Consider the following 22,358-nt stretch of genomic DNA (forward strand, 5'->3'; position numbering starts at 1 on the left):
GTTAGAACCCCGCGCTATATAAAAAATTCCATAATATCGCGATTTGTTATGCGATTTTATTACGCCAATTTCTCCGCCATAGAACGCGAGATTTCACTTTCAATAGTCGATTTAAATGCGCTCATCATAAGCCCCAGCTTAATCTCGACCCGGACTTCATTCTCACCGAGGGTAATACGCCCATTAATCCCTGGCCGCGCAACCTCAACGGCATCGTTATTCAACCAACGAGCATTGAGCTGATAGCGCTCCTCTAACTTGGTCGCCATCAGCTTAATAAGCTCACGAAGTTCTTCTGGACTTTTATTATGGCGCTGACGAAGAGATATATTCGGCACTGATGCATCGCTCCCCAAAAGGAATTAATTCGTATTTTTCAGACAAATAGTATGGCAGCTAAAAGAGCACGCCACCCACTCGGTCACCACTTAGCGATATATTCGTCGCAGTCAGTGGGCATAACTAAAAGTATAGGCAAAAAAAAACCGCAATTACGCGGTTTTTCAAAACTTTGGTGGAGCTAGGCGGGATCGAACCGCCGACCTCTTGCATGCCATGCAAGCGCTCTCCCAGCTGAGCTATAGCCCCAAAGTGGAGGCTGCGCATATTACGGTTAGCCCCCATACTTGTCAACACATCGACTTGAAATCACTGTATTTTTTCTAGCAATCGCAATCGGCCAGTCAACACCCTAGCCCAAACCCAGCGCCCCGCTCAGACCGAGCTTTGCCCAAGCTCTTGGTATTGTTTCTCCAGCTTTTTCAGGCGCTTTTTACCTACCCCACCCAAGACCTCAATAGCATGGCGAATTCGCGCCCTACTCATATCTGGCCCCAAGACCTCCATAGAATCCACAACAGAAATAGATGATGTGGTTCCGGCAATGGCTATAAATAAAGGCGGCATAAAATCCTTGAGTTTAATACCAAGACCATCTGCCACAGATTTCACCTCAGCAAAAATACGATCTCGCTGCCAGTCATTCAAGGCTTCTAAACGCCATGCCGTGCATTGAAGCATAGTGACCAGCTCCTCTTCGCCAAGGCTAGAGGCAGCAAAACTTGCGGGCGTAAGCGGCAACATGCCAGACAAAAAGAACGCTGCTAGCGGCGCCATATCGCTAAATACTTCGATACGCGACTGCACATGTGGCAGCATTTTCATAAGTGTGTCGCGGTTAAGCGCCCACTCCTGCATGCGATCTGCAAGCTGCTCTAAACTGCAGTCTTCGCGCAGCCACAGGCCATTCAGCCAGCGGAGCTTTTCAACATCGAATGTCGGCCCACCTAGGCTCACCCGGCTAATGTCAAAATTATCGATCATGGTTTGCAGGCTGAACTTCTCGCTTTCATCCGGCATCGACCAACCCATACGACCCAGGTAATTCAGCAGCGCTTCAGGCATAAAGCCCATGCGTTGGTAATACCAAATACTGGTTGGGTTTTTACGTTTACTCAACTTGCTTTTATCAGGGTTGCGCAGCAGCGGCAGATGACAGAGCACTGGCATTTCCCAGCCAAAATATTGATATAACAATTTATGTTTGGGTGCCGAGTTAATCCACTCCTCGCCGCGCAGCACGTGGGTGATCTGCATCAAATGATCATCCACCACATTGGCCAAATGGTAGGTGGGTAAGCCGTCTGACTTTAATAGAATTTGAGCATCAACCTGCCCCCACTCCAGTTCAATTTTGCCACGTAGCAAATCGTCGATTTCACAGCGACCATCATCTTCAGGGACGTGCATACGAATAACGTAAGGCTCGCCAGCGGCTTCGCGGCGCGCGTGCTCGGCATCATCCAATTTAAGATCCGAATACTTAAGCGCAGTATGACCACCCGCCGCGCGACGAGCTTCACGCAGGGCGTCTAATTCCTCAGCAGTTCTGTAGCAGCGAAAGGCATGGCCCGCCGCAATAAGCTGCTCACAATGCGCTTTATAAATCTCACTGCGCTCACTTTGCCGATAAGGGCCATGCGGACCACCAACATCGGGCCCCTCAGCCCACTCCAGACCGAGCCAGCGCAAAGAGTCTAAAATCGCCTGTTCAGACTCAGGTGTTGAACGCTGCTGATCGGTATCTTCAATACGCAGCAAAAATTCACCACCCTGGCTTTTCGCAAAACAATAGTTAAATAAAGCAATATAAGCCGTGCCAACATGCGGGTCACCGGTGGGCGATGGAGCAATACGAGTGCGAACAGTCATGGAGTGTTTATTACCATTTGAATACAATAGACATTTTAGCCTCGCATCATTATGTGTGAGCGGGCCATTCAGGCCGTCATTATACGTGCCCGACGTGGCAAGATTCACCCATCCATAAAGGTATTTAGCGGCAGATGCACAAAAAAATACTTAATCGCCGCTTTTGCGTTGCCCCCATGCTCGACTGGCCAGACTAAATTTAAATACCATGAAAAAACAAACAGTTAGAAAGAAATTAAAACAAAATTAAGCAAATATTAAGCACTAACTGAATTCCAACGCCCCGCCGCCCACGGCTCTATACAACTGATTCAGTTACAGCGCACCACACCCCCAGAGTGACGTGAACACTACCGCAAGACGCTGCTTTTAAAAGCATTAGACCCTAATTAAGCAATATTCAAGAATGAAAGAATTGCGCGATCTGCACGCCTTTATCACGCAGTCAGCGGGTAACAGTTAAGTCTACACCCACAAGCTCATCATTTTTTGATATCTCCACTGCCAAAATATTTTAACTAGCCTAATCGTTGCCCTCAGGAAAAGGAATTAAACGAGACCTCGGGACCAACTTTATCCACAGAAGACACGCGGCATCTTATGCTTGTGGAGGCGTTCGTATCGGATTATCTTGGGATCTTGAGCGCAGAAATTGAGGGAGGAAAAATTAGCGCGTAACGCTGAAAATAGATGGCCCCTTCTAGAAGGGGCGCAGGTTCTTGGGATCTCGCCGTCAAACTAGACCCAAGGTGTTACAACGGAATCATAGCCAATCAGAACCCTATTGGCCAGATTTCATTCAAATTAAAGAGGGCTGCGTTATGCTTATTGCTTTAACAGCAATTGAGTTAACCTTCTCGATCTTAGCGAATGTAGTGCAGATTACTTTAACTCTCTGCCCCCACATTTGCCAAGATCATATCTGGCGACATTTATTCTTAATGTCGTAAACCCTTTCCGCTTGATCCATTTTGTGGGTCAGGCGGCCTTTAACACCCGCCCATCACACCAAATTGCTCGCTCACAAAATACTGTATATATTCACAGCATGATACAGCTAAGATACCGCTACAACGCCGTTTTCAAATCCGTCAGCGAAGCAAGCGCGCCTGATCACGAATACTTGCCCGTGTTAAAAAAGAACGGTGATTTTGAGCGGGTGCCGTGGAAAGGGTTTATTGATTTAGATGATGCGCGCGAGATAAGCGGCGCCACGCCGGTGAAGTTGGACATTTACCAGTACAGCACATCAGTCGGGCTGATGCCGAAGTGGCAATATGTGCCCGCTGGGATGGCGGTGCAAGGGTGCTTAACTAAGATCGGGGTTTATGCCGTTGTCGACGACGGTCAGCTACGCCTAGTAAAGAGGCCAACACAGCCATAAGCTGCTATATTTCTACAGGCATAGATCACGGAGGATCACCCATGCTTGTACTCACTGTACGCGTTGGCGATAGCATTTACATCGACGACAACACCGTAATTACGGTTCTCGATAGATGGCTGGACGAGGTCGACCTGCAGATTGATACCGATCAGGTAATTACGATTGACGACCGTCACCTCACAAACAGCCCCGCCACCAATTTAACGCCAAAGTGCCAGACGTAGTAGCGTTTTAGGTAGGTGTGGCCCGTTTCTTCGTAAAACTGGCGCTTGGGTAGCGCGCGTCTTGTGTAGTTGTCGAACCAGAGGCCATTTACGCAGCCGCCCACGTGGAATTCACCGTTGACGGTTTTAAAGCGATGTATTTGTGCTTTGTGGGTTATGCATACTTGCCAGATAAACTTCCAAAAACCGAGATAGCGATAGAGACAACTGATGGTGAAGTCGTCGCAGTCGCCATGCAGTTTGCCGTTTTTTTCGCGCATAACAAACCAAGGGTCTATCCATTGGTCTGGGTCTGCGCGGTATTCAAACTTTTTGGCGACGGCGATCACCGCGTCTGTAATCTTCATAGCCCCAGCGCGGCCCGTTGGTCGCGCCCCCACTGTCTGCACTCTTCTACGTATACACCAAAGTCGGCAACCGCATCTGCCTCGCCAGCTTCAAAGGTGTATTGGCTGGTTAGCACGCCAATGCTGATTCGGGCAAAGTAAAACTCGTCTTCTTGACTGTACTGGTCACGAATCTTCTGCTCTACCCGCTTGGCAATTAGTGCGCAGTGCGGGCTTGCGGCTTTAATGCTGGCTTTAAGGGTGTCGGTGAGCGTTACCGTCTCAATGCTTGCTGCAATCTCGGCTGGCTGATTTTCTGGCAGCGTCTCACCGTCGGGAATGGCCACATAAGTGACCCCTTCAAGCGTGCAAAGCTCGGTTGACCCTTCTGGCGCCAGCAAGCTTTTGGTCGTCACTGCGTCTGTGTATTTTATGTAGCTAACAATATAGCCCATGATAAAACTCCTAAATTATTGGCCAACAAAAATCAAAGATACAAGGCCGCACGAAACCCGTGGCTAGGATTCAAGCTCGCGCGCGAACTGCTCAAACCCAGCGCCCAAACACCGGCGGGCGTGCTGTGGCTCCAGGAGCCGCCAGCACTGGGGAGCATTTGCGACGTTGAGTAGTCGTTTATGCGGTCATTACCGAATACGTTAGTGCCGGTTGACTCCACCGGAATACCGGCACCTGTCATTTGCCACAGTGTGCCACTGGTCGCTTCTGAAAAGGTTTTAGACACGCTGCCAACATCTACTGTGCGGTCTGTAAAGTTGAGCGCGGTGCTCGTGAACGTATCCATTACACCAAGGTCGTCGTACAGAGCGGCATAACCGGTGGCGCCCCATAAGTCAGTAGCTAGCGACGTACCCGCCGTTACGTCTGCCATTGCCACCGATGTTTTTAATACATAAAAGTGACCAACGCTCTCATCGCCGTCATCCATTGTTAAGCCGGGGCACACATCCCACATGCAGCCGTTTAAGTCTGCAACGCCGCACACTTGGCCATTGTGGGTCGTCTTAGCCAAAAAGTTAGCACTGCCGGTGAGCGCAGCATTGTCATAGCCGCTTGAGGTAAACGACAGACTGTTATCGTTTACGTCGCCTAGTGCGTTGTTGTTGCAGCCCTTGGGGAAGTTGGTAATGCCGGCAGCGTCGTACCATGCGCAGTATGTTGGGCTGGTTGCCGCTTGACCGTGGGCGTAGCTGAGCAAGGCCATTGCTTTAAAAATAAATATGGACTGGCAGAAAAAGCCCGTACCGCGCAAGCTTGCCGCCGTGATAAACGAGGCATTTATATTGCTAGAAACGCCATCTAAATCAGCCACAGGGCTATTACTAGCGCTTGATGAAATTGGCGCGCCGTTGCGCAAACTGCTCGCCACACCCGAGTTGTTAGAGCAAAGATATTTGTCTACAAAAAAGCCTTGCTTTATTTGCCCGCCGTCATAAAAGGCGCGGTGCAGGGCGTAGCCAGCCGCATTGGCTGCAGTTACTGTTGTATAGGCATCTATATTTTTTATGTCGCAGGCGTTGATTGCTAGCCCATTGGCGCCGGTGCCGTATTTGTAATAAAAGGCAGGCACCCATACCATTATTGAGCCGTCTGAATATTGGTAGTTGCCGTAGTTGTCTGACAGCACATCTGTGTAGCCGGGTAGCGCGGTCATGCCGTCTGGCAATGCGGGCGCTATGCCAACACCAAAGCCTGGTTGCCCAGGTATGCCAATGTCGTTAATGCCGCCAGCACCGGTATTGCCCATGCGTATGCCGCTGGGGAAGTAAACCGGCGCGCCTTCTTTGCCGGCAATTTCGCTTACAATTAATTGACTCATACTATGCTCCATGTGGCGTTGTCGCCGATTGTGATTGTGACGCCGTCACCGATTGCGATTGGCCCAGCGCTCAAGCCGTTGTAGCCATTTGCAATGCCGACGCTTTCTGTGATTGTTCTGGGGTTTACTCTTATTGCTGCGTTTGGGTTTGTGCTCTCTGCCAAGCCCGCAAAGTATTCAGCGTTGGTTGCCCCTTCTTCTGCGCGGTCTGCCTGAGCGCTTGCCTCTGTGACTTTTACGCCGGCGGCAATAACTGAATTGGCGGCATCGTTTTTATACGTTAGTGCGGTGGCCTCGCTTTCTGCTGCTGCGTTTTTGTAACCCAGCACGGTTTGCGCGGTAGTCTTTACCCAACTTGCCACGGCGACTACTTGCGCCAGTGCTGGCACAAACCGAGTGCGGTGCCCGTCTTGCGCTAAGCCTGTGCTTGCATTGCCGTCGTCGGTAACGGTAGAGCCGTCGCCGCCTACGTCTTCGCTAAAAGTTACGCCCGCCATTTATAAAATCTCCTTTAAAGATAAAGCGTGGGAGTGCCGCGCCGCGTCTGGATGCGCCACCGGATCAATTTGCGATGGTCGCGCAAGCATGGTGCGCTGTGGGTAAGTTGAGTCGACATTAATGCGATGAAAAAACAGCACCTCGCCGCTTACACCAAGGTCGCGCCGCAGCCTAAACATGCGCGAAAACGCCTCTTGCTCACTAAGCCAGTCAAAAGCCATTGTGACTTCGCGCTTTTGTGGTTTTGCGTCAAAATATTCAGTGCTGTCTAGCGCCTCATCTGCTTGAGTTGGGTCGCTAAACGTCCACTGCACACCGTAAGAAAAGTTGTATTCTGGTTGATACACTTCGCTTAAAAATCCACGCCCAATAGCTACAAAACCGTCTGTGTTGTTTTCGTCAACAATGTCGATAACGGCCTTTTTGGCGTACCAGTTTTTATCTGCCATCCAGATTGCTTGCGGGGTAAAGCGTGAGCGGTCTTCGTCGTCTGGAATGCCGGTCCAAAAGTTTGGGTTTTCCCATGCGAGCTCAAGGCTTGAGTAAGCCGCAGGCCACGCATTTATAATGCCAGAGTCTTCTAGCAGCTCGTCTGAGTCGTCATACAATCTAATACGCCAGGTTGCGTCTGCAGACAGGTTATGGCCAAACAAGCCCACCACCCCTACCGGCTTGTTGTCTGCCAGTGTTGCGGTAAATTGGCTTGTTAAGTCTGTAGTAATGGCGCGGTCTTTTAACACCCGTGCCTGCAGCCGAGTAAGCGGCCGCGTAAAGGTGTTAGATGTTGTTAACGTGCAGCCGTCTATTAAGTTGGGCCAGCACAAAGTCGCTTTGTTTTGCGCAAATGGCATTGATTAACCCCACAGGTTTAAATAGGTGCGATTGGCGTTGGCGTCTAAGCGCCAACCCAGCAATACAAAGCTGCGCGGGTAGCCAATTCGCGTTGTGTTAATGCTTACTGTGGCACCCATGAATAGCTCGCTTACGTCTAGCTCTTTTACGCCGCATTCCACTACGTCGCGCCGTACTTTAAGCAGCGGCAATATCGCATCAGCTACTGTTTGCGCGTCGCTTAGGTCGCGCAGTGGGCTGTTTATAATTAATTCGCCGGCAAGTGGGTGACGTGTTTTTGTGGCGCTGTCTGTTGCTACCGCGCTGCGATACTCGGCAGCATAACGCGCTGGGTTTACCGCGCCTGCTGCCAAGTCATTTTGCACAGTGGCTAGCGCATCTGCTTGCAGCGTTACTTTGTAAATCGGTAGGCCGTTGCTGCCAGAGCCGATTGCAGATCGGTCTAGCGTGGCCAGTTGCCAGTCTTCAATAGTTATGTCTGCCGTTGCCGGTGCTGCCAGGGCAATAACGCGAATTTCGTCGTCGTCATTTAATGCGTAGTAGCAGCCGCAGCCGTGGGCAATGCTTTCCATTGCTGATTTGTAGCTAAGGTCAGACGTAACAAATAGGCCCACATTGCCCAGTGCATTAAGCGCGGTTATGTCGGTGGCTTTTGCTGTGTAGCCGGCCAGTGTTGCGAGCTCGTCGAACACATCACCGGCACCGATATCATCGCGCTCTGCGTCACAGGTAATTGACTGGGCAGCAGAACCAAGGCTGATATAGCCCTGATACGTGCGCCAATAACCAGCCGCCGGCGCGGTGGTGAGCAAGTCGCTTAAGTCGGTTGCTGTGCTCTCAAAGGTAAGCGCCACGCCACGGTCGCGCACAGCGGTCACAGTCACGTCGCTACCATTGTGCACTTGGTAAATAAGTTTTGAGGTGTTTACCAGTACCGGCGTAGCGTTTACCACACTGCCAAATACTAAAGGCTTGCGCGTGCCGCCAATGTCGTCTGCCGTGCCCTCTACGCCGCTAGGCAGCGTGTTGTTGCCCGCATAAACATCAACAGCAATGGCGTCATCTAACTGCGCCAACGGGTCGCGCAATGTAAACGCTACCCGCGAGCCGCTAAACGTCATGCGCTCTACCGTGGCAGTTAAAAACGTGACCGCTGCGCCGCCGTCTATTCTGCGCACGGTCATGGCTCTGCCATCTACCGCGTAATCCGCTAAATAATCTAAGCCACCGTCAGTGTTTAATAACTCAACTTGGCCAATGCTGGTGCGCCCACCACCGGGCAACAATAGCCCTGTGTTGGCTCGCACCTGAAAAAGTGCCGGCTGAATTAGGCGCAACTCATAATAATAATGCGCAGGGCCAGACTCTACTTGTGTGTAATCTTCGCTCGCAAAGCGCAGGGTTTCTGGCGTACCGCTGCCATCGAGCGCGGCAATATCTACCGCCCAAATGGTCATGCTTCAAGCCTTGCCAGTTTTATTTCAGATTCTAGATTTGCAACCTTGGCATTTAAAATTTTAAGCTCGTTAACAAACTGCTTGCTGCCAGCCGAACCAATACGAGTTTGGTGATTAACGTCTGCGCTTTGCTGTGCCATTAACGTATTCAAGTCTTTACGCAGCGTTTGGAGCTCAGCAACTACCTCTGCGTTATTGTTAGCAAGGCGAGGCATTCCCACCGGCGCAACTGGTACAGAGCCAGAATTAATATTGTCTAAAAACCCTACGCCCAAGCTCTTAACCGCCGCCGCTTTAACAACGTATTCACCGTTAGACAGCATTGCACTAATGCTGTCGCTAGTGCTGGTACCGGCGCCGCTTACGTAACCGCCGCTGGCAAACTTTGCGAGATTGCTGCCTGATTGATTTTTAGATGTGACGGTAAGCGCATTGCTACCCACGGTAGACGGGGTAACGTAAAGCGGGTTGGTATTATTTGCAGACACATTAACCCGCTGGTTGCCAAGGGTGACAGAATTAAGCTTGTCATAAATATTGGCTGTATTTGTGACTATCTCAGATAGCCGCTGATACGTCGCCTGCGAATAATTAGCCGTCAGTTGTGTTTGAGACACTATGGCGTCTAACAGGTCGCTCATTGTTGCGTCAGTACGCAGCAACACGTCAGCATCGACATTAACGTTTGAGGTGCCGTTGAGCGTGTTCAGCAGCGCTCTTTGATCAGCAGTCAGGCTCCCGCCGCTTGCTTGTATTGCTTTTTGAATAGTGCTGCTAGCTGCAAATGCAATGTCTGCTGCTTCTTGATTATAGCCAGCCGCCTTTAGCGCTCTCACGGTTTTTTGTATTGCGCCATTGGTAGCTAGCGCATAATCAACCGCCTCAAAATTTGTGCCGCTGGCAAACTGTGCTACCACATTGCGAGCAAGCGTGCTGCTCTCTGCAAGCGCCAGCGCTTTTAGGTCGTTCGGCAGTGTACTGCCCACAACGTAATCGGTTGTTTTGACAAGCGTGCTATAACTTTCTAACGCCAAGTTCATCAGATCATCTGGCAGTTCAGTGCCCGATATATAGTGCAGCGTTTTAGTTAGTGAGCTGGCAGACGCCAGCGCCAAATCCTTTAGGTCATTTGGTAGGGTGCTACCAACTACGTAGTTTGTGGTTTTTAATAACGTGCTAAAACTTTCTAGCGCCAGATTTTTTAAGTCGGTTGGCAGTTGTGTGCCCGCTATATAGTCCAGTGTTTTTGTAAACGTGCTTGCAGATGCCAGTGCCAACTCTTTTAAGTCGTCCGGTAGCTCGTCTGTGTCGGTAACATATTTAATTAATTTTTCTATTTCTGACGTTGAGGTAAGCGTTAACTCAACTGTTAGCGCCTCGCCCAAAGCCTGCAAGTAGTCTGCAAGCGTACCCAGAGCATCAACATTAGCTGTTGAGTTTGCAATAGATGTGCTCTCCAGGGCGTTTAGCTTTTCTAGCTGACTCGCCGTGTCTGCCTCTGTAGATGCCAGCACAGCATTTACAGCGTCAATTTGCTGCTGCATAAGCGCCAGCTGTTGTTGTTCAAAAGACTGCACATCAACAGACGACACAAAGCCGGCAAGCGTAGACTTAACCTCGTCGTAAATGCTTTGAAACTGCACACCGCTTGCGTACGCGCCGCTTGATAAGTTGATAGCAGAATCTGCCGCGCTCGTTAATTTCTGTGCCGCCTCAACGTCGCCCTGCATGGCCGCCCCAGCAAGCGCGCGAAACTGGTCTAAAGCATTAATTGCCTGCTGCTCAGGAGTACCTGCAAACTCACCCAGCTCAAGCTGTAACAAATAATCACTCACGCTTTGCGATACACTGCGCAACTGCTCAAATGACCGCACTAACTCATCATTGGCTGCCTTTTGCGCCTCCAGCGCCTCAACTTGATTACGCAGTGATCTATTGGTCTCATCCATTGCGTCAGTCTCTCGCTCACGCTGCTCAATAGAGCCATCAATAATTGCGTAAAGGCGAGACTCAAGCGCTGCGCGGTCCGTTAAAATACCTTCTATCACGGCCGCTGATTGCCGAGCTGCATCAGCAGCAGCTTGATTGGCTGCACTCGCTGCTGCATTCGCAGCGGCGTCGGCTGCCTTGGCATCCTCAAGCGCAAAAATATAAGACAAAAGCCCTCTGTTAGATTTATCTTGCGCCGCAATTTCGCGGTTACGCAGCTGCACTGTATCTCCCTGCAGTTGCAGCAATCTTGTTTCTAGCGCGTACCGTTGACTGGCAATTTGCTCACGCTCGCTGGCCAGCGCTTGCTCAGCTTGCACAGCAGACTGTGTGGCTGCCGCCAAATCTTCGGCAGCATAAATTTGAGACAAGATGGCACGCTCAACTGCCGTGGCAGCTTTGAGCTCTTGCTCCCGAGTCATTGCCAGAGCTTTTGTTTCGTCGCCCTGTGCACGAGCCAGCCTGATCATTAAGCTGGTGGTATCCACCACCTCGTCAACAGCATTCGCAGCCTCTGCCGCCGCTGGCACTAAATCCAAAATGGCATCGGTAAACGGCTCTAGCCCTGCTTTTTGTACGTCGCTTAAACCGGCAAATAAACTTGCCAGCGCAGCAACGCCGCCTTGGGCTGCTGTCTCTACTACGTCTAAGTTGTGGCCTACCGCTGCCAGTGCGTCGCGCAGTTCTTTGCGGCCATCGTTTAGGCCAAATGCGGTGTCAAAGTCGTAAGCAGATTTTGTGTAGTCTTCTAGCTTGCTGTAGTAGTCGTCGAGCAAGTCACTGGCGCTGGTGAGTGTTGTGAAAGCTTTTTGGCCCGCATCAGTAGTTAGATCGAGAGCCCGCACTAGATCCGCAACACCGTCACGGCTCGTGGGCAATGACTGGTTCAGCCCCTCAAACAGCGCAGCAACACTGCCGCCAATGCGCTCAAATTGTTCGGCATCGGTAAGCGCAAAATCTAGGAAGTCGCTTACGTTGGTAGATAGCTCACTAAACCCGCCCGCCGCCAAAGACAAGTTGTTACCTATCGATGTCAGGCTTTCATTATCAAGCGCTATTCCCAGCGCTGATGATAAATCTTTTACAACAGTGACCTGCCCAACAACGCGCGAGAATGTATCAAGCAGTGTTTCGCCGCCCTGCTGAAACACAGCAATGGACGGCATTACATTTTCAATTATTCCGTCGCCTACATTACTAAAAAAGTCTTGCAGCTTTTCGGAGATTTCATCGGCGCTCATGTTGGCGCCAATTACTAAATCAGGCAGGTCTAGCGCAACAATTGCATCTCGCACGCCAACGGCTGACCGACCAATAACACCAAAGCCCTCTTCAACAGTTTCAATCATGCCGTTGATAATGCGCTGCAAATCACTTGTTAATACAAGCCCAGAAAGTGCATCTTGGTTGTTTGCTAGCTCTGTAGCTGCGCGCTCGGTCGCACCTAGTCTCAAAGCCAAACCGCCATAGCCCGACAAGAACTTTTGCATGTCTAGCTGCTGCGAGCCAACGTTTGCGTTTATCTCGCCTTTGAGTATTCCACCGACACTATTGCCGCCGGTCATTTCGTATCTGGCGCCTGATGGCAGCGCCGCAAACTCAGCCGTTAAACCAACCATACCGGCTTCAATATTTCGCAATGATTGCGCCATTTGCGCCGTATAGCCGAGCTGACTATCTGCAATTTCTGACAATGTATCTAGGCTGTTGCTGATTGAGGTGGCGTTCTCTTCCGCGTCGCCCAAAATACTGCCGGAAGCCGCAATACCAGAATCAGAAACTTTTTGATACGAGCTGCCGCCGCCTCCACCACTCAGCAACACGCCAATGCCCGCCAGCGCCGCGACTGTTGCAGCAAGCGCAGCTAAATTTGCAGGCCAAGGCACACCCACCATTGACGATGCCGCTGCCGCCGTCCCTGCGGCTAACCCTTTAGTGGTTTCTGCCGCGACCGTAGGCGCCACGCTTGCAACCGTGGCGGCGGTAGATGCTTCAACAGTAAATAGCTTGGCCGCTAGCGCCTTGCCCGCCATGGCAATTTCAAACAGCCTAAACGTCTGTTCGGCTTTTTGTAGCGCTTCGTAGCCGCTGCTGCCTTCGTCAAAAAACTGCTTGCTCGCAGCAGCCATGTCGCCATACAAGCCAACTTGGGCTGACTGGTATTTAGTCGCCGCTTTTGCTTTTTCAGCATCGGTTGCACTGGCATCTAGCTGCGCTGCGTTGTAAGCCTCTTGCACTTCTAACAGCTCGCTAAAGCCGTCAATAAAGCTGGCGAGCGCCTTGGACCCTTGATTAAATCCCTCGGCAAGATTGTCGCCAAAGCTGGCGGTTAGGAATTTTTCCATCGCCTTGCGGCTTTCTTCTGCAGCATCAGCGGCGGCTTCTGCGGCACGTTTTTGAGCCTCTTCTAAGTCGGCAAGAACGCTGGCCTCTTCTTTGTAAGCATCAATAATGCCTTTCTGTTCACGCTGCTGACGCATGAGCGCTTTATTAATGTCATTTGCGTGAGAATATGCGACCACAAATCGCGCATCCTCTAGATCATAGCCAAGCCGCAGCAACTCATTTTCTTCACGCAAAAACCGTATTTTCTGAGAGATTGACTTCTCTTCCTGAGCAACCCTTTCTCGGAATATCTGATCCTGCCTATCCTTCTCAGAATCTATATCTTTTAAGTGCTGCTTAAAGGTATCTATCTGCCCTGACACCAGCGCAATGGAGGCGCCAATTTCCTTAAGCTCTTCCGATTCGCCACGTAATTGCGAAGCGCTGTAGCCTAAGATGCCACCCTTATTTTCTAGCTTAGCCGTACCGCGCAGCAATTCTCCTTGTAGCTGTTTCGCCATTGATTCCAGCGAAGCCAAAGACTGTTCAAGCGCGCCAATATTACTTATCGTTGCCGCTCGATCTAATCCGCCGATCTCACCAGCCAACTCAGAAATTCTTCTTTTCACATCGCTGGCCGTAGTATCAACCAGCCCCAGCTCCTCACGGAACATATACAGGCCCGCAGCAGCAATTACAGCAACGCCAACCGGTCCACCAACCAGCGCCATAGCGCCACCCAGCAACGCCTGTGCGCCAGCGAGTGCGCGCGCACTTAAAGTAGCCGCCGCCGTTGCTGCTGCGTAATTTGCCGTAGCGGCAGTGGCCCGAGCACTTGCCGCAGTTTGAGCAGTCAATACAGACGCATGCTCCGCCTCAACTCGAGCAAGCGCCACCGTTGCCGCCGTCAACTCGTGCCGCACCGCAACCATTCGCTGCATAGATGCAGCACGCCCTTGCTCGCTAATTTGCGATCGCAACCGCACAGCCTCTAACTCCAGCTCTGCCTTTACGGACTGCAAGGTCGCTTTATAACCCGCCACCTCTGCCGAAGAGGCTGCAAGAGTGGCATCTGCCTTGGCCAGTTCTGCAAGCGCCGTTTTGTTTGCCGCCGCCGCATTAATTGCCTCTGCCTGCACGCCATCATAAACAGCGAAATTGCTTTTTAATCTAGCTGCCGTACTGGCAACATACGCAGCAGCAATAGCCCCTTGGCTTTGAACCACAGGCCCCGCTAATCGCGCTACGTAAACCGCTCCAGCAAGCACGGCTGCCTTTTCTATCAAATCGAGCCCGTTGACAATGGTATCGACCGCAGCATCCGCTAGCTCCGCAGCTGTTCCAAACTCAGCGCCCAACCCAAGCACATCAAGAGACGCTTGCGTGATCGCAGGGCTAAGCCGAACTGTGAGTTGCTGCCATAAGCCATCTGCTGCTTTAGCGGCCATAGTAAGAGCATCATTAGCCTGCTCAACCTTCGCAGCGTCTACTCGACTAATCGCCAAACCCCACTGCTCAGTGAACTTTTGAGCTTCAAGCGCCGCCGCGCTTCCCCCCTTCAGCGTGTTAACAAGCGCCACACCTTCTGAGTCGAAAAACTTGAACGCAAGACGCACTTTATCGCCTTGCGATTCAACACCCTCCAACGCATCCGCAATAGCGGCAAACTGCTTATCTGGGCTTAATTTCGCCAATTCCTTAGCATCTAAATTTAACTCAGCCAAAGCACCTTTAGCCTCGCCGGTGCCTTCGGCCGCTTCTGCCAGCCTGCGCACCATGCGCTGCAATGCCATATCCAAGGTGCCTTGTGCCACACCAGTTAACTCAGCCTGAACACGTAAGGCTGTTAAGCGCTCTGTCGCAATACCAAGTTTGTCGGAGGTTTTTGCAGTGTTATCGATAAGCTCAAGCTGCCGCTGTATGAGCACAGCACTACCGGCCGCAGCCGCGCCCGCTGCTACCGCACCCCACTTAACACTCTTGGCGGCAATGTCGCTCAGCTGCGAGCTAACCTGCTTACCTTTGCGATTAAGTGCATCTAGCTCTTTACCAGTAAGCTGCGAGGCCTTAACAGCGCCACTAGCATCACCGGTGATGATAATGCCGGTCTTGTAGGATTTAGCCATTACGCTTTTTTTCCATTTCGCTTAGCGCGCCGCGCTCTATGCACTGCACTCGCCAAAAAATGTCGGGGTGGTGTTTGGGTTTAATGCGCTGCAGGCGCAGCACTGCTTCTACCGCTGTGTAGTCCAAGCCGGTGTAGCCCGCCATGCCCACATGCCATTGCGTGCTACAGGCGTTAAAGACATTCCATGCTTTTAGGTTTTCGGGGTAGAGTTCAAAATGATCGTTGTCTTTTGGGGGCAAGGCAGAGTCTGGTAATTGTATAAATTCCAGATCTGCCTCGGTGTCGTCCTTACCGGTCGGCCGCGCCCAGTGCCGGCCGGCGTCTTCTAGTTTTTTGCTTCTAGCATCCGGCGCATGCCTTCGTCTTGCACCTTAATGCACTCGCTAGCTAGCGGAGCCATAATGTAGTCGACCTGCGATTCTTCCATCAAATCAAAAAACTCAGCAAGCGTGTCGCCCTTTAGCTCTAACGGGCTGCCGTCTTCTGCTGTTGCAAACCATTCCAGCTTGTCTAGCTCAGTGACGAGCTCGCGGGCGATGTCTACGTCTTTGCGATCTGCAAGGTTGTCTAAAAAGGTTTTTTTGGCATCGCCGTACAGCTTAATAATGCGCGCGGTGAAGGTTTTTTTGTCGTAACCCGCGCGGCCATCAGACGGCACTTTTGCAGTGATGGTGATTTTGGCGTGGCCTTTTTTAGCTAGTTTAATAGTCATAATTTTGCATCCGTTATCCGTTAAATTTTGGGTAATAAAAAGCCGCACAAATGCGCGGCTTTTCGGTTGTCCGTTGTAGGATCGGGGCTGGGCAGCGCGACGGACGGCACACCACTCAGCACTGACTAGGTCACTACAATAGCGACTTCGTCATCCCCCGAATCTGTTGGCGTCCACAGCGTAGTCATGCTCATCGTGCTGAGGCCGTCGCTGTCGCCAAGGCTTGGCTGACTAAGCTGCACTTGGCTACCGGTGATCTGCACAATGTTGCCGGCGGTAGTGCCGTGCACAATGTCGATCTCAACCAGCTCGCCAGATTTGCTAAGCGCCCAAAAGTTTTTGATGCCGATTGCCTCTTGCTCAAACACTAACGTGCCAGCCGGTGCGCGGTCGGTAAGAATAACGCTCTCACTGTTTACCACGTTGCGATAAACCACGTTGCAGGCCATGTCCAGCGTAAAGGTCTCTGCACGTACCGCAAAACTGTCTACATCATAGGTAGGCGTGTTGTCCTCAGTCACAGGCAGGGGCTGCACAAATGCAGAAGTGTCTGGCGCAATGAGTACAGGTGCCGTTGGGTCGTTATGCAATCCCGTAAAGCTGAACGACATCATTGGGATCTGATCGCGACTTAGGTTAAAGTTAACCGTACCCCGTGCGCCGGTGAGCTTATGCAGCTCTTTATCTATGTAGTAATAGATTGTGAGCGAGTCAAAGCTTTCAGACACAGGCGCGTAAGTTACGCTAGTGTCGGCTACTACTGTTTCGTCAAAGCCACACCCTAGCAACAACACACCCCAACCCGGTGCAGTGCCTGCCTCGCCAGAGCCCGCAAGCTCAACATCGAAGGTCACCGTAGTAAAACGGCCTGTAGCAATTTCGGCATCATTCCCTAAGCCTGGGCGATCTAAATTACGACTAACGCGGTTACCTTGGTGCGGCTGCACTTGGCAGTTGCTGGTTAAAATAGCGTTGGCGCCGTCTGGTGTGGGGTCAGTGCCGTACACAGATTCTGCCACAGCCAAAATATATTTCTTTTTCGCTAACATGATTATTTAGCCTCTTTTTCAGTAACAACCGAGGCGCTTTTGCTTTGCGCTTTCGGTGCGGTTTTAGAATCAACGGCATTGCCAGCCTTGGCAGCGCCCTTGCGCGGTTGTGGGTTGGTACGGCTGACTAAGCGGCGCTTGCCGTCTTTTTCGAGCACGTAACGTCCTCCAGATCTGGCCATGGCTGACCTCCTGCTTTGGGTTAGTGGTTTAGGGTTTACTTAACGAACGCCCACGCAAACACCCCGCGCAAAGCACGGGGCGTTACTTGAGTTTCAGATTAATAGAAGATTAAGCAGCGCTTATATAAGTGGTGTCGCCGTAGGTGTCTCGCCAGGCATAAAGCCCGCCCGGTAGTTGCACTGCACCGCCGCCCACGTACTGCATTTCATAATCAGTTGGCAGCTGCTGCCAGCCAAGCAACGCCGCCTGCAGCTCTGCACGCAACGCACCTACGTTGTCTGAGTTACTAACAATGGTAAAACTGTAATTGCGCTCTACACGCTGCTTAACAAAATTGTCGTACGCACTTGGCGAGGCCGAATAGCTCTCTACATCAACCAACAACGCCGGCCAATCTTCGCCGCCAACAACCGCCGGCACGGCATATATAAGCTCTACGCCGGCTAAGTGGTAATTGTTTACGTCGTCATAATCCAGCATGGCGTCGGTAATACTAACCGCCTCGGCGCTGGCCACAATTTGCGCCTCAACTGCGCCCAAAGCAGCCATTAATAGTGCGTAAGTTTTTGCGCGCACGGTTACAACAAACGATACCGCCGTTAATACCCGCACACCGTCAATCTCTACCGGCTTTGCAGACACCAGCCGGTAAACGGCATCCGTAGGCTCTTTACCCTCTTCTGCCTCTACGGCATACACATTAGGCACAGCTGCTGCCAATACGGTTTTTAAGGCGTTGCTCGCCGCCGCTGCGTCCACGGTTGTGATTGCCGCGCCACTTGGCGCCTGCGCAACCACTTCAAAACTGCTTAGCTCGTCATTTAATCGATCAAGAATTGCGCTTAGCACGTTGCTTCTCCACATAGCTAATCAAGCCGCTATAAAACCGGCTTTCAAAGGCAGACTCAGAGGCCGCTATGCCCACCGATATAAATGGCTTGCGCTTCATGCCCGGATGCTTAACCTTTTTAACAATCAAACCGCCCAAGCTTAAGCTGCCACCTTTTTTGCGCGGAATAATAACGTGCGCCTTGGTGCCGGTGTTCTCAAACCAGTTGGCTTTATACTGCTGCGAGCGCTTTTTGATTTTACTAGTGCCGCCGCTCAGCTTAATCACTTCATTTACTTTGCGGGTTGGCCCAACATAAATAGCCGCGGCATCCGCACCAATACCCAGCGCCGCTCGTTCACTTTTTTTAAACCGCCGGTACCCAATAGACTTACCCAGCGCGCCCGACTGCTTTGGGGCTGCTGCCTTGATCGCTTTGCGCATTGGTGCGGAGCCCGCTACCAAACCGCGCATAATGCCCGTTTCGCCAAAGCCTTCTTTCATGGCGTTTAGCTCATCAACCAGCGCCTTAATGGGTGGATCAATTTGCAAGCCTAAATTCATGACACCACCTTGCAAGGCAAACGCAGTTCGCGGTTTCGCATACCTACATTATTAACGTACAACACCTCATACGTGGTGGCGCCCACTACAAATCTTGACGCGCCAGTAATATCGCTCCGGTAGCGCGTATTAAGCTCCACACCAACCTCACTACCTGTCTGTTTGGCTGCGTGTGTTTCTTTGCCGCTTACGTTACGTATGCCCACGCGAACACCCGTTGCTGTTACTGCGTAACCGCCAACCGTGCTGTATTCATCACCAGTGGCAGACGGATTTTGCAGCGTTGCCACAAAGCGCATTGGCCCAGCCCGCATTAGCACGCCCGCCTGTACATACGGTGATCTGCTAGCAGGCTTTTTACACCCCACGGCACCTTGTGCAGCGCTATAGGCGCGTCATCTTCGCGATTATTCATTAAACTACCTACCAACAACATAATGGCCAGCTTGATACAAGCAGGCACATCATCCGATGTGTCACCAAAGCCCGCCACAAACCGCACTTTTACCGCCTTTGGAATGGCTCGGGTAGACGGCCAACTTTGACCATAAGCAAGATAAACGCGCCCAGGTTCACTGTCGGCATCTACGGTATACACATCAGGGCTTAGCGTTTGCTCTGCGCCGTCTGTATTGACATAAGTAATGGCCGCTACGGACTGCAATGGCGACCAAGGCAGGCTCATTACCGCTGGAAAGGCGTCATACCAGCGGTCCCATGTTTGCGTAATTAAGGCGCGGCCAATCATTTGCTCTACCAATTGCCGCGCAGGCGCTATCATTGCAGCAACTTCTGCATCTAAATCATTGCCATCAATAATTAGCTGCGTCTTTACCTCGTCGATCGTGACCGGCTCAACGCTTGGCGCCACCGCCTGCTTAATAATCATGCCGCCCCCTGATAGTTATAGCGCTGTTCAATTTCTTCTGCGCTGGGCAGCACGTCACGCGCTTTAGCCACAACTTGCGGCGCGGCCTTGCCCTCTACATGCTCTAAGCTCAGATCGTAGGCGTCGTAGCCATAAAGTTTTATATCAAGCGGGCAGCTCGCATCTAACAAAGAACTGTCGGCGGCTACTTGCACACTAATACCGCGTGCACAGGCAATACCCACCCAAAACTCTAAACAGGCACGGCCCCGCTCCGCTTTGTTTATATCGGCATAGCCAAAGTCGCAGCCAAATAAGCTAATAGAGGTAAAGCCCTGCATCATGGCGTAAACAAATGCGTACGCGACGGTATTGTTAAAATAGGGATGACCATAGGTGTCGATAGCTTCTTGCAGCGGAAATGCCACCGCACCCGGGTAATCGTCGTAGACCTTGCTAGTAACAAAGTTCGGATGACTTTTTAACCATTCGACTAAGCCGGCAATATTGCCGCTTGGGTCAGCCTTCGCGCGCGACTCCTGTACTCTGCAGTCATCCATAGCAAACAGCAGGTCATGCTCAATCACGCCGCCCATCGAATTAATTGCCCATACCTGATCAGCAAGGCGATGGCACCCACCAAGGCTGGCAGCCAAGCCGGTATAGCTGCGATGACTAGCACCCATACCAACAATGGCCACGCTTTTAGACTTATTCTGCTGCATTATTTGCCGACTTTGATTTGCGTGGCTTGGCGGCCACTGGCTTAGCAGCTGTTTCAGATTCTAAAACGAGCTCTGCCGTTTCGTTATCTGGTTCTGCCTTCTCAGCTTCTGCCTTCTCAGCTTCTGCCTTGGCTTCAGCATCTAGCTGATCCTGATAAGCCAAAGCTTCAGCCTCTAGCTCCTGCTCTGTAGGCTCAACCTCTTCTGCGTAGCCGCCGTCGACCAACGCCAGCCCCTCGGCCTCAGCCACCTCAACTATTTCGCCAATGTTGCGCGTACCACTTGGCCCGCACATTAGCGATTTCATTTTAATTTTCATGGCATTCACCACCGTAATTAAATTATAAAAATGCCGGCGCTTGGCCGGCATTGGTCGCAAACTAGCAATTAACTACTAAGCAGCGGGCGCCTTGCGAGGCGATCCTTTAATTGCCGTTACCGCATACACGCCGGTAGCCGCACCAGTCACCACAAGATCACAGGTAACGTAACGATCATTGCCTACGTAGCCAATTTTAGTTACGCCATTGGCTCCCGCAGCGCCATCTAATGCCGCCGCAGCCTCTGTACCAAGCAGTTTGGTATCAGCCACCGCAGACAATGCACCCGTAGCGCTACCAGACTTAACCACTGGCGTAACAGTTATACCGCCGGTCGTTTGCGCGCCAGACTGAATAACAAACTCGCAAGAATTAAAATTTGCCATGTCAATTACTTGACCAGCGATGACACCAGTTGCCGCAGGCGAAATGGGCGAAATTACCCGCGCCACAGCAATGGCATTGTGAATATCTTTACTCATGATTATTTCCTCATGGCACTACAATTAAAAAGCAAAAGCCCAGCACTGCCGGGCTCAATGACTAGGCTAGAACTTAACCAGACGCCAACTTCACACGGGCAAAGGCTTCGCCTAACACGGGCGCACCGTCACCTTGGTAGCGGCCAATAAAGCCGGTTTGGTTTGACTCTGCGTACAGCTCTACCAGACGCTGCAAAGTGAATTGCATATTGTCTAGAATCCAGTAGTTGCTGAAGTCACCCAAAATACCCACGTACTGCGAGGCCGTTTTGGTGTTTGGCGCGTACTCAGACTCAGCCAGCGGCAAGTTAAGCAAGCGATCTGGCTCACCAGCAGACAAACCCTCACGCCAAATGTACTGATTATCGGTGCCTTTCAGCAGCGCGATATCGGTAATAATGTCACGGTGGAACAACCACTGCGCTTTGCCACGGTACTGCTGCTTAAGCGCGTATTTAACCCGTTTTAAGTTGTCTGCAGTGATGGCGGTAGAGGTGTTGCCCTCGCTTACATCGCGAGAGGTAGCAATACCATTATTACTTGCGGTGAATACACCGAGCGGTTTTTTATTACCGTCACCTGTAAGGTAGGCTTTTTCTTGGGTAACACCCAATTTGTACACCAAGCGCTGGCGAACGATGTCTTCTGCATTTAAACCGGTGCTGCGCAGCAAGGCATTACTAACCTTAATACGCTTAGCCATTGCATTAGGCTCCATTGCGCGCTTACCAAAACGCATGGCGCTATCTTCGCCGCCTGTGGCCAGCTCTTCGGTCCATTCAAAATCATCAAGGTCTGCATCTAACGTTGGCACACCAATACCATTCGTACCGCCAGGAATAACATTGGCCAGCTTGCGAATATGCACCATGTTGTCTAGGTCTTTAATGAGCTGAGCAACAAACTGCTGAGGCGTAATAATATTGCCGCCCTTGGTGGCATCAGTTACTTGCAGATCGCGGCGCTCATCAGCGGTCATCTCAGACACGCCACCGCTCAAGAAGCTACGGAATGCAGACATTTGGCGAGCCTCTGCAGACTCACCGCCACGGTTTTCACCACCGCCGTGACCGGCCGGTGCGCCAGAGGCAGCCAATGCGCGCTCTTCTTCAACCAGCTGTTCTTCAGCGGCAATATCATCCTTTAGCTCGCCAGCTTTTTTCATTGCCGCATCAAACTGCGCCCGCTCTTCGGCAGACAAACTGCGCTTTTCTTCACCGGCTTTGTCGCTGATCTGACGCGCCTTGTGAATTACTTCTCCGCGCTCTTGGCGGAGTTCATTTAGTCGTTTTGTCATGGTCATTCTCCAATTAGACAAATTTCACACATAAAAAAGCCCAGCGTGTGCTGGGCCTTTGGCTTTAACCTTCGCCTCCGCGCGGGTTAAAAATT

At 51.5% G+C, this 22,358-nt stretch carries 23 protein-coding genes and 1 tRNA gene; 2 read left to right on the forward strand and 22 right to left on the reverse strand.

Going from position 1 to position 22,358, the window contains the following annotated elements; all coding sequences use genetic code 11:
• Positions 1-59 precede the first annotated feature (59 nt).
• The 3 genes from C0068_RS08125 to gltX form a co-directional block, all read right to left on the reverse strand.
• On the reverse strand, positions 60-338 hold the full coding sequence (locus C0068_RS08125; RefSeq protein ID WP_158249941.1) for a polyhydroxyalkanoic acid system family protein: 279 nt from the start codon (positions 336-338) through the stop codon (positions 60-62).
• A 174-nt stretch (positions 339-512) separates the two neighbouring features.
• Positions 513-588, reverse strand: a tRNA-Ala gene (locus C0068_RS08130).
• Between the two features lie 126 nt (positions 589-714).
• Complete coding sequence (gene gltX / locus C0068_RS08135; RefSeq protein WP_103683992.1) at positions 715-2,211, reverse strand: glutamate--tRNA ligase; 1,497 nt, start codon at positions 2,209-2,211, stop codon at positions 715-717.
• A 1,048-nt stretch (positions 2,212-3,259) separates the two neighbouring features.
• Here gltX and C0068_RS19440 point away from each other — a divergent pair.
• Complete coding sequence (locus C0068_RS19440; protein WP_233208772.1) at positions 3,260-3,595, forward strand: hypothetical protein; 336 nt, start codon at positions 3,260-3,262, stop codon at positions 3,593-3,595.
• A gap of 41 nt (positions 3,596-3,636) precedes the next feature.
• The gene (locus C0068_RS19865) at positions 3,637-3,822 is read left to right on the forward strand and encodes a carbon storage regulator (protein ID WP_103683994.1); all 186 of its coding nucleotides are present in this window, start codon (positions 3,637-3,639) and stop codon (positions 3,820-3,822) included.
• On the opposite strand, the gene C0068_RS08150 is transcribed toward C0068_RS19865, so the two are convergent.
• The 19 genes from C0068_RS08150 to C0068_RS08240 form a co-directional block, all read right to left on the reverse strand.
• Positions 3,771-4,169, reverse strand: a complete 399-nt coding sequence (locus tag C0068_RS08150) for a hypothetical protein (protein WP_103683995.1) — start codon at positions 4,167-4,169, stop codon at positions 3,771-3,773. The genes C0068_RS19865 and C0068_RS08150 overlap by 52 nt on opposite strands.
• Positions 4,166-4,603 (reverse strand): hypothetical protein, encoded by a 438-nt coding sequence (locus C0068_RS08155; RefSeq protein WP_103683996.1) that lies wholly within the window; start codon positions 4,601-4,603, stop codon positions 4,166-4,168. Before C0068_RS08155 ends, C0068_RS08150 begins: the two co-directional genes overlap by 4 nt.
• 32 nt (positions 4,604-4,635) lie before the next feature.
• Positions 4,636-5,985, reverse strand: a complete 1,350-nt coding sequence (locus C0068_RS08160; RefSeq protein ID WP_103683997.1) for a hypothetical protein — start codon at positions 5,983-5,985, stop codon at positions 4,636-4,638.
• Positions 5,982-6,482 (reverse strand): hypothetical protein, encoded by a 501-nt coding sequence (locus C0068_RS08165; RefSeq protein ID WP_103683998.1) that lies wholly within the window; start codon positions 6,480-6,482, stop codon positions 5,982-5,984. Before C0068_RS08165 ends, C0068_RS08160 begins: the two co-directional genes overlap by 4 nt.
• Positions 6,483-7,334 (reverse strand): hypothetical protein, encoded by an 852-nt coding sequence (locus tag C0068_RS08170; protein WP_103683999.1) that lies wholly within the window; start codon positions 7,332-7,334, stop codon positions 6,483-6,485.
• A 3-nt stretch (positions 7,335-7,337) separates the two neighbouring features.
• On the reverse strand, positions 7,338-8,792 hold the full coding sequence (locus tag C0068_RS08175) for a hypothetical protein (RefSeq protein WP_103684000.1): 1,455 nt from the start codon (positions 8,790-8,792) through the stop codon (positions 7,338-7,340).
• On the reverse strand, positions 8,789-15,232 hold the full coding sequence (locus C0068_RS08180) for a coiled-coil domain-containing protein (RefSeq protein WP_103684001.1): 6,444 nt from the start codon (positions 15,230-15,232) through the stop codon (positions 8,789-8,791). Before C0068_RS08180 ends, C0068_RS08175 begins: the two co-directional genes overlap by 4 nt.
• The gene (locus C0068_RS08185) at positions 15,225-15,473 is read right to left on the reverse strand and encodes a DUF1799 domain-containing protein (RefSeq protein ID WP_158249942.1); all 249 of its coding nucleotides are present in this window, start codon (positions 15,471-15,473) and stop codon (positions 15,225-15,227) included. The genes C0068_RS08180 and C0068_RS08185 overlap by 8 nt, the downstream gene beginning before the upstream one ends.
• 86 nt (positions 15,474-15,559) lie before the next feature.
• Positions 15,560-15,946: a hypothetical protein gene (locus tag C0068_RS08190; RefSeq protein ID WP_146047858.1), complete on the reverse strand. Its 387-nt coding sequence runs from the start codon at positions 15,944-15,946 to the stop codon at positions 15,560-15,562.
• A 125-nt stretch (positions 15,947-16,071) separates the two neighbouring features.
• Positions 16,072-16,995 (reverse strand): phage tail tube protein, encoded by a 924-nt coding sequence (locus C0068_RS08195; RefSeq protein WP_103684004.1) that lies wholly within the window; start codon positions 16,993-16,995, stop codon positions 16,072-16,074.
• A gap of 2 nt (positions 16,996-16,997) precedes the next feature.
• Complete coding sequence (locus C0068_RS08200; protein ID WP_103684005.1) at positions 16,998-17,177, reverse strand: hypothetical protein; 180 nt, start codon at positions 17,175-17,177, stop codon at positions 16,998-17,000.
• Between the two features lie 109 nt (positions 17,178-17,286).
• Positions 17,287-18,027 carry a hypothetical protein gene (locus C0068_RS08205; RefSeq protein ID WP_103684006.1) on the reverse strand — a complete coding sequence of 247 codons (741 nt, stop codon included), beginning with the start codon at positions 18,025-18,027 and terminating at the stop codon, positions 17,287-17,289.
• Positions 18,008-18,571: an HK97 gp10 family phage protein gene (locus C0068_RS08210; protein WP_103684007.1), complete on the reverse strand. Its 564-nt coding sequence runs from the start codon at positions 18,569-18,571 to the stop codon at positions 18,008-18,010. Before C0068_RS08210 ends, C0068_RS08205 begins: the two co-directional genes overlap by 20 nt.
• A complete protein-coding gene (locus C0068_RS08215) occupies positions 18,568-18,885 on the reverse strand; it encodes a phage head closure protein (RefSeq protein ID WP_103684008.1) in 318 nt (105 codons plus the stop codon). Before C0068_RS08215 ends, C0068_RS08210 begins: the two co-directional genes overlap by 4 nt.
• On the reverse strand, positions 18,885-19,460 hold the full coding sequence (locus C0068_RS08220; protein WP_103684009.1) for a head-tail connector protein: 576 nt from the start codon (positions 19,458-19,460) through the stop codon (positions 18,885-18,887). The genes C0068_RS08215 and C0068_RS08220 overlap by 1 nt, the downstream gene beginning before the upstream one ends.
• Entirely contained in the window at positions 19,457-20,164 is a 708-nt protein-coding gene (locus tag C0068_RS08225; RefSeq protein WP_103684010.1) for a hypothetical protein, read from the reverse strand. The genes C0068_RS08220 and C0068_RS08225 overlap by 4 nt, the downstream gene beginning before the upstream one ends.
• Positions 20,151-20,483: a hypothetical protein gene (locus C0068_RS08230; protein ID WP_146047859.1), complete on the reverse strand. Its 333-nt coding sequence runs from the start codon at positions 20,481-20,483 to the stop codon at positions 20,151-20,153. The genes C0068_RS08225 and C0068_RS08230 overlap by 14 nt, the downstream gene beginning before the upstream one ends.
• A 75-nt stretch (positions 20,484-20,558) precedes the next feature.
• The gene (locus C0068_RS08235; RefSeq protein ID WP_103684012.1) at positions 20,559-20,966 is read right to left on the reverse strand and encodes a hypothetical protein; all 408 of its coding nucleotides are present in this window, start codon (positions 20,964-20,966) and stop codon (positions 20,559-20,561) included.
• Between the two features lie 73 nt (positions 20,967-21,039).
• A complete protein-coding gene (locus C0068_RS08240) occupies positions 21,040-22,263 on the reverse strand; it encodes a phage major capsid protein (protein ID WP_158249944.1) in 1,224 nt (407 codons plus the stop codon).
• Positions 22,264-22,358: the final 95 nt, after the last annotated feature.

It is taken from the genome of Zhongshania marina (assembly GCF_002915595.1).
Taxonomy (GTDB): domain Bacteria; phylum Pseudomonadota; class Gammaproteobacteria; order Pseudomonadales; family Spongiibacteraceae; genus Spongiibacter; species Spongiibacter marinus_B.

Excerpts from the sequence above, each read along its gene's own strand:
- C0068_RS08160 (WP_103683997.1), bottom strand. The coding sequence starts at position 5,985 with ATGAGTCAATTAATTGTAAGCGAAATTGCCGGCAAAGAAGGCGCGCCG.
- C0068_RS08220 (WP_103684009.1), bottom strand. The coding sequence starts at position 19,460 with ATGATTATTAAGCAGGCGGTGGCGCCAAGCGTTGAGCCGGTCACGATC.
- C0068_RS08170 (WP_103683999.1), bottom strand. The coding sequence starts at position 7,334 with ATGCCATTTGCGCAAAACAAAGCGACTTTGTGCTGGCCCAACTTAATA.
- C0068_RS08225 (WP_103684010.1), bottom strand. The coding sequence starts at position 20,164 with ATGCAGCAGAATAAGTCTAAAAGCGTGGCCATTGTTGGTATGGGTGCT.
- C0068_RS08215 (WP_103684008.1), bottom strand. The coding sequence starts at position 18,885 with ATGCGGGCTGGGCCAATGCGCTTTGTGGCAACGCTGCAAAATCCGTCT.
- C0068_RS08175 (WP_103684000.1), bottom strand. The coding sequence starts at position 8,792 with ATGACCATTTGGGCGGTAGATATTGCCGCGCTCGATGGCAGCGGTACG.
- C0068_RS19440 (WP_233208772.1), top strand. The coding sequence starts at position 3,260 with ATGATACAGCTAAGATACCGCTACAACGCCGTTTTCAAATCCGTCAGC.
- C0068_RS08190 (WP_146047858.1), bottom strand. The coding sequence starts at position 15,946 with ATGACTATTAAACTAGCTAAAAAAGGCCACGCCAAAATCACCATCACT.
- C0068_RS08235 (WP_103684012.1), bottom strand. The coding sequence starts at position 20,966 with ATGAGTAAAGATATTCACAATGCCATTGCTGTGGCGCGGGTAATTTCG.
- C0068_RS19865 (WP_103683994.1), top strand. The coding sequence starts at position 3,637 with ATGCTTGTACTCACTGTACGCGTTGGCGATAGCATTTACATCGACGAC.
- C0068_RS08200 (WP_103684005.1), bottom strand. The coding sequence starts at position 17,177 with ATGGCCAGATCTGGAGGACGTTACGTGCTCGAAAAAGACGGCAAGCGC.
- C0068_RS08165 (WP_103683998.1), bottom strand. The coding sequence starts at position 6,482 with ATGGCGGGCGTAACTTTTAGCGAAGACGTAGGCGGCGACGGCTCTACC.
- C0068_RS08195 (WP_103684004.1), bottom strand. The coding sequence starts at position 16,995 with ATGTTAGCGAAAAAGAAATATATTTTGGCTGTGGCAGAATCTGTGTAC.
- gltX (WP_103683992.1), bottom strand. The coding sequence starts at position 2,211 with ATGACTGTTCGCACTCGTATTGCTCCATCGCCCACCGGTGACCCGCAT.
- C0068_RS08150 (WP_103683995.1), bottom strand. The coding sequence starts at position 4,169 with ATGAAGATTACAGACGCGGTGATCGCCGTCGCCAAAAAGTTTGAATAC.
- C0068_RS08155 (WP_103683996.1), bottom strand. The coding sequence starts at position 4,603 with ATGGGCTATATTGTTAGCTACATAAAATACACAGACGCAGTGACGACC.
- C0068_RS08240 (WP_158249944.1), bottom strand. The coding sequence starts at position 22,263 with ATGACAAAACGACTAAATGAACTCCGCCAAGAGCGCGGAGAAGTAATT.
- C0068_RS08230 (WP_146047859.1), bottom strand. The coding sequence starts at position 20,483 with ATGAAAATTAAAATGAAATCGCTAATGTGCGGGCCAAGTGGTACGCGC.
- C0068_RS08180 (WP_103684001.1), bottom strand. The coding sequence starts at position 15,232 with ATGGCTAAATCCTACAAGACCGGCATTATCATCACCGGTGATGCTAGT.
- C0068_RS08210 (WP_103684007.1), bottom strand. The coding sequence starts at position 18,571 with ATGAATTTAGGCTTGCAAATTGATCCACCCATTAAGGCGCTGGTTGAT.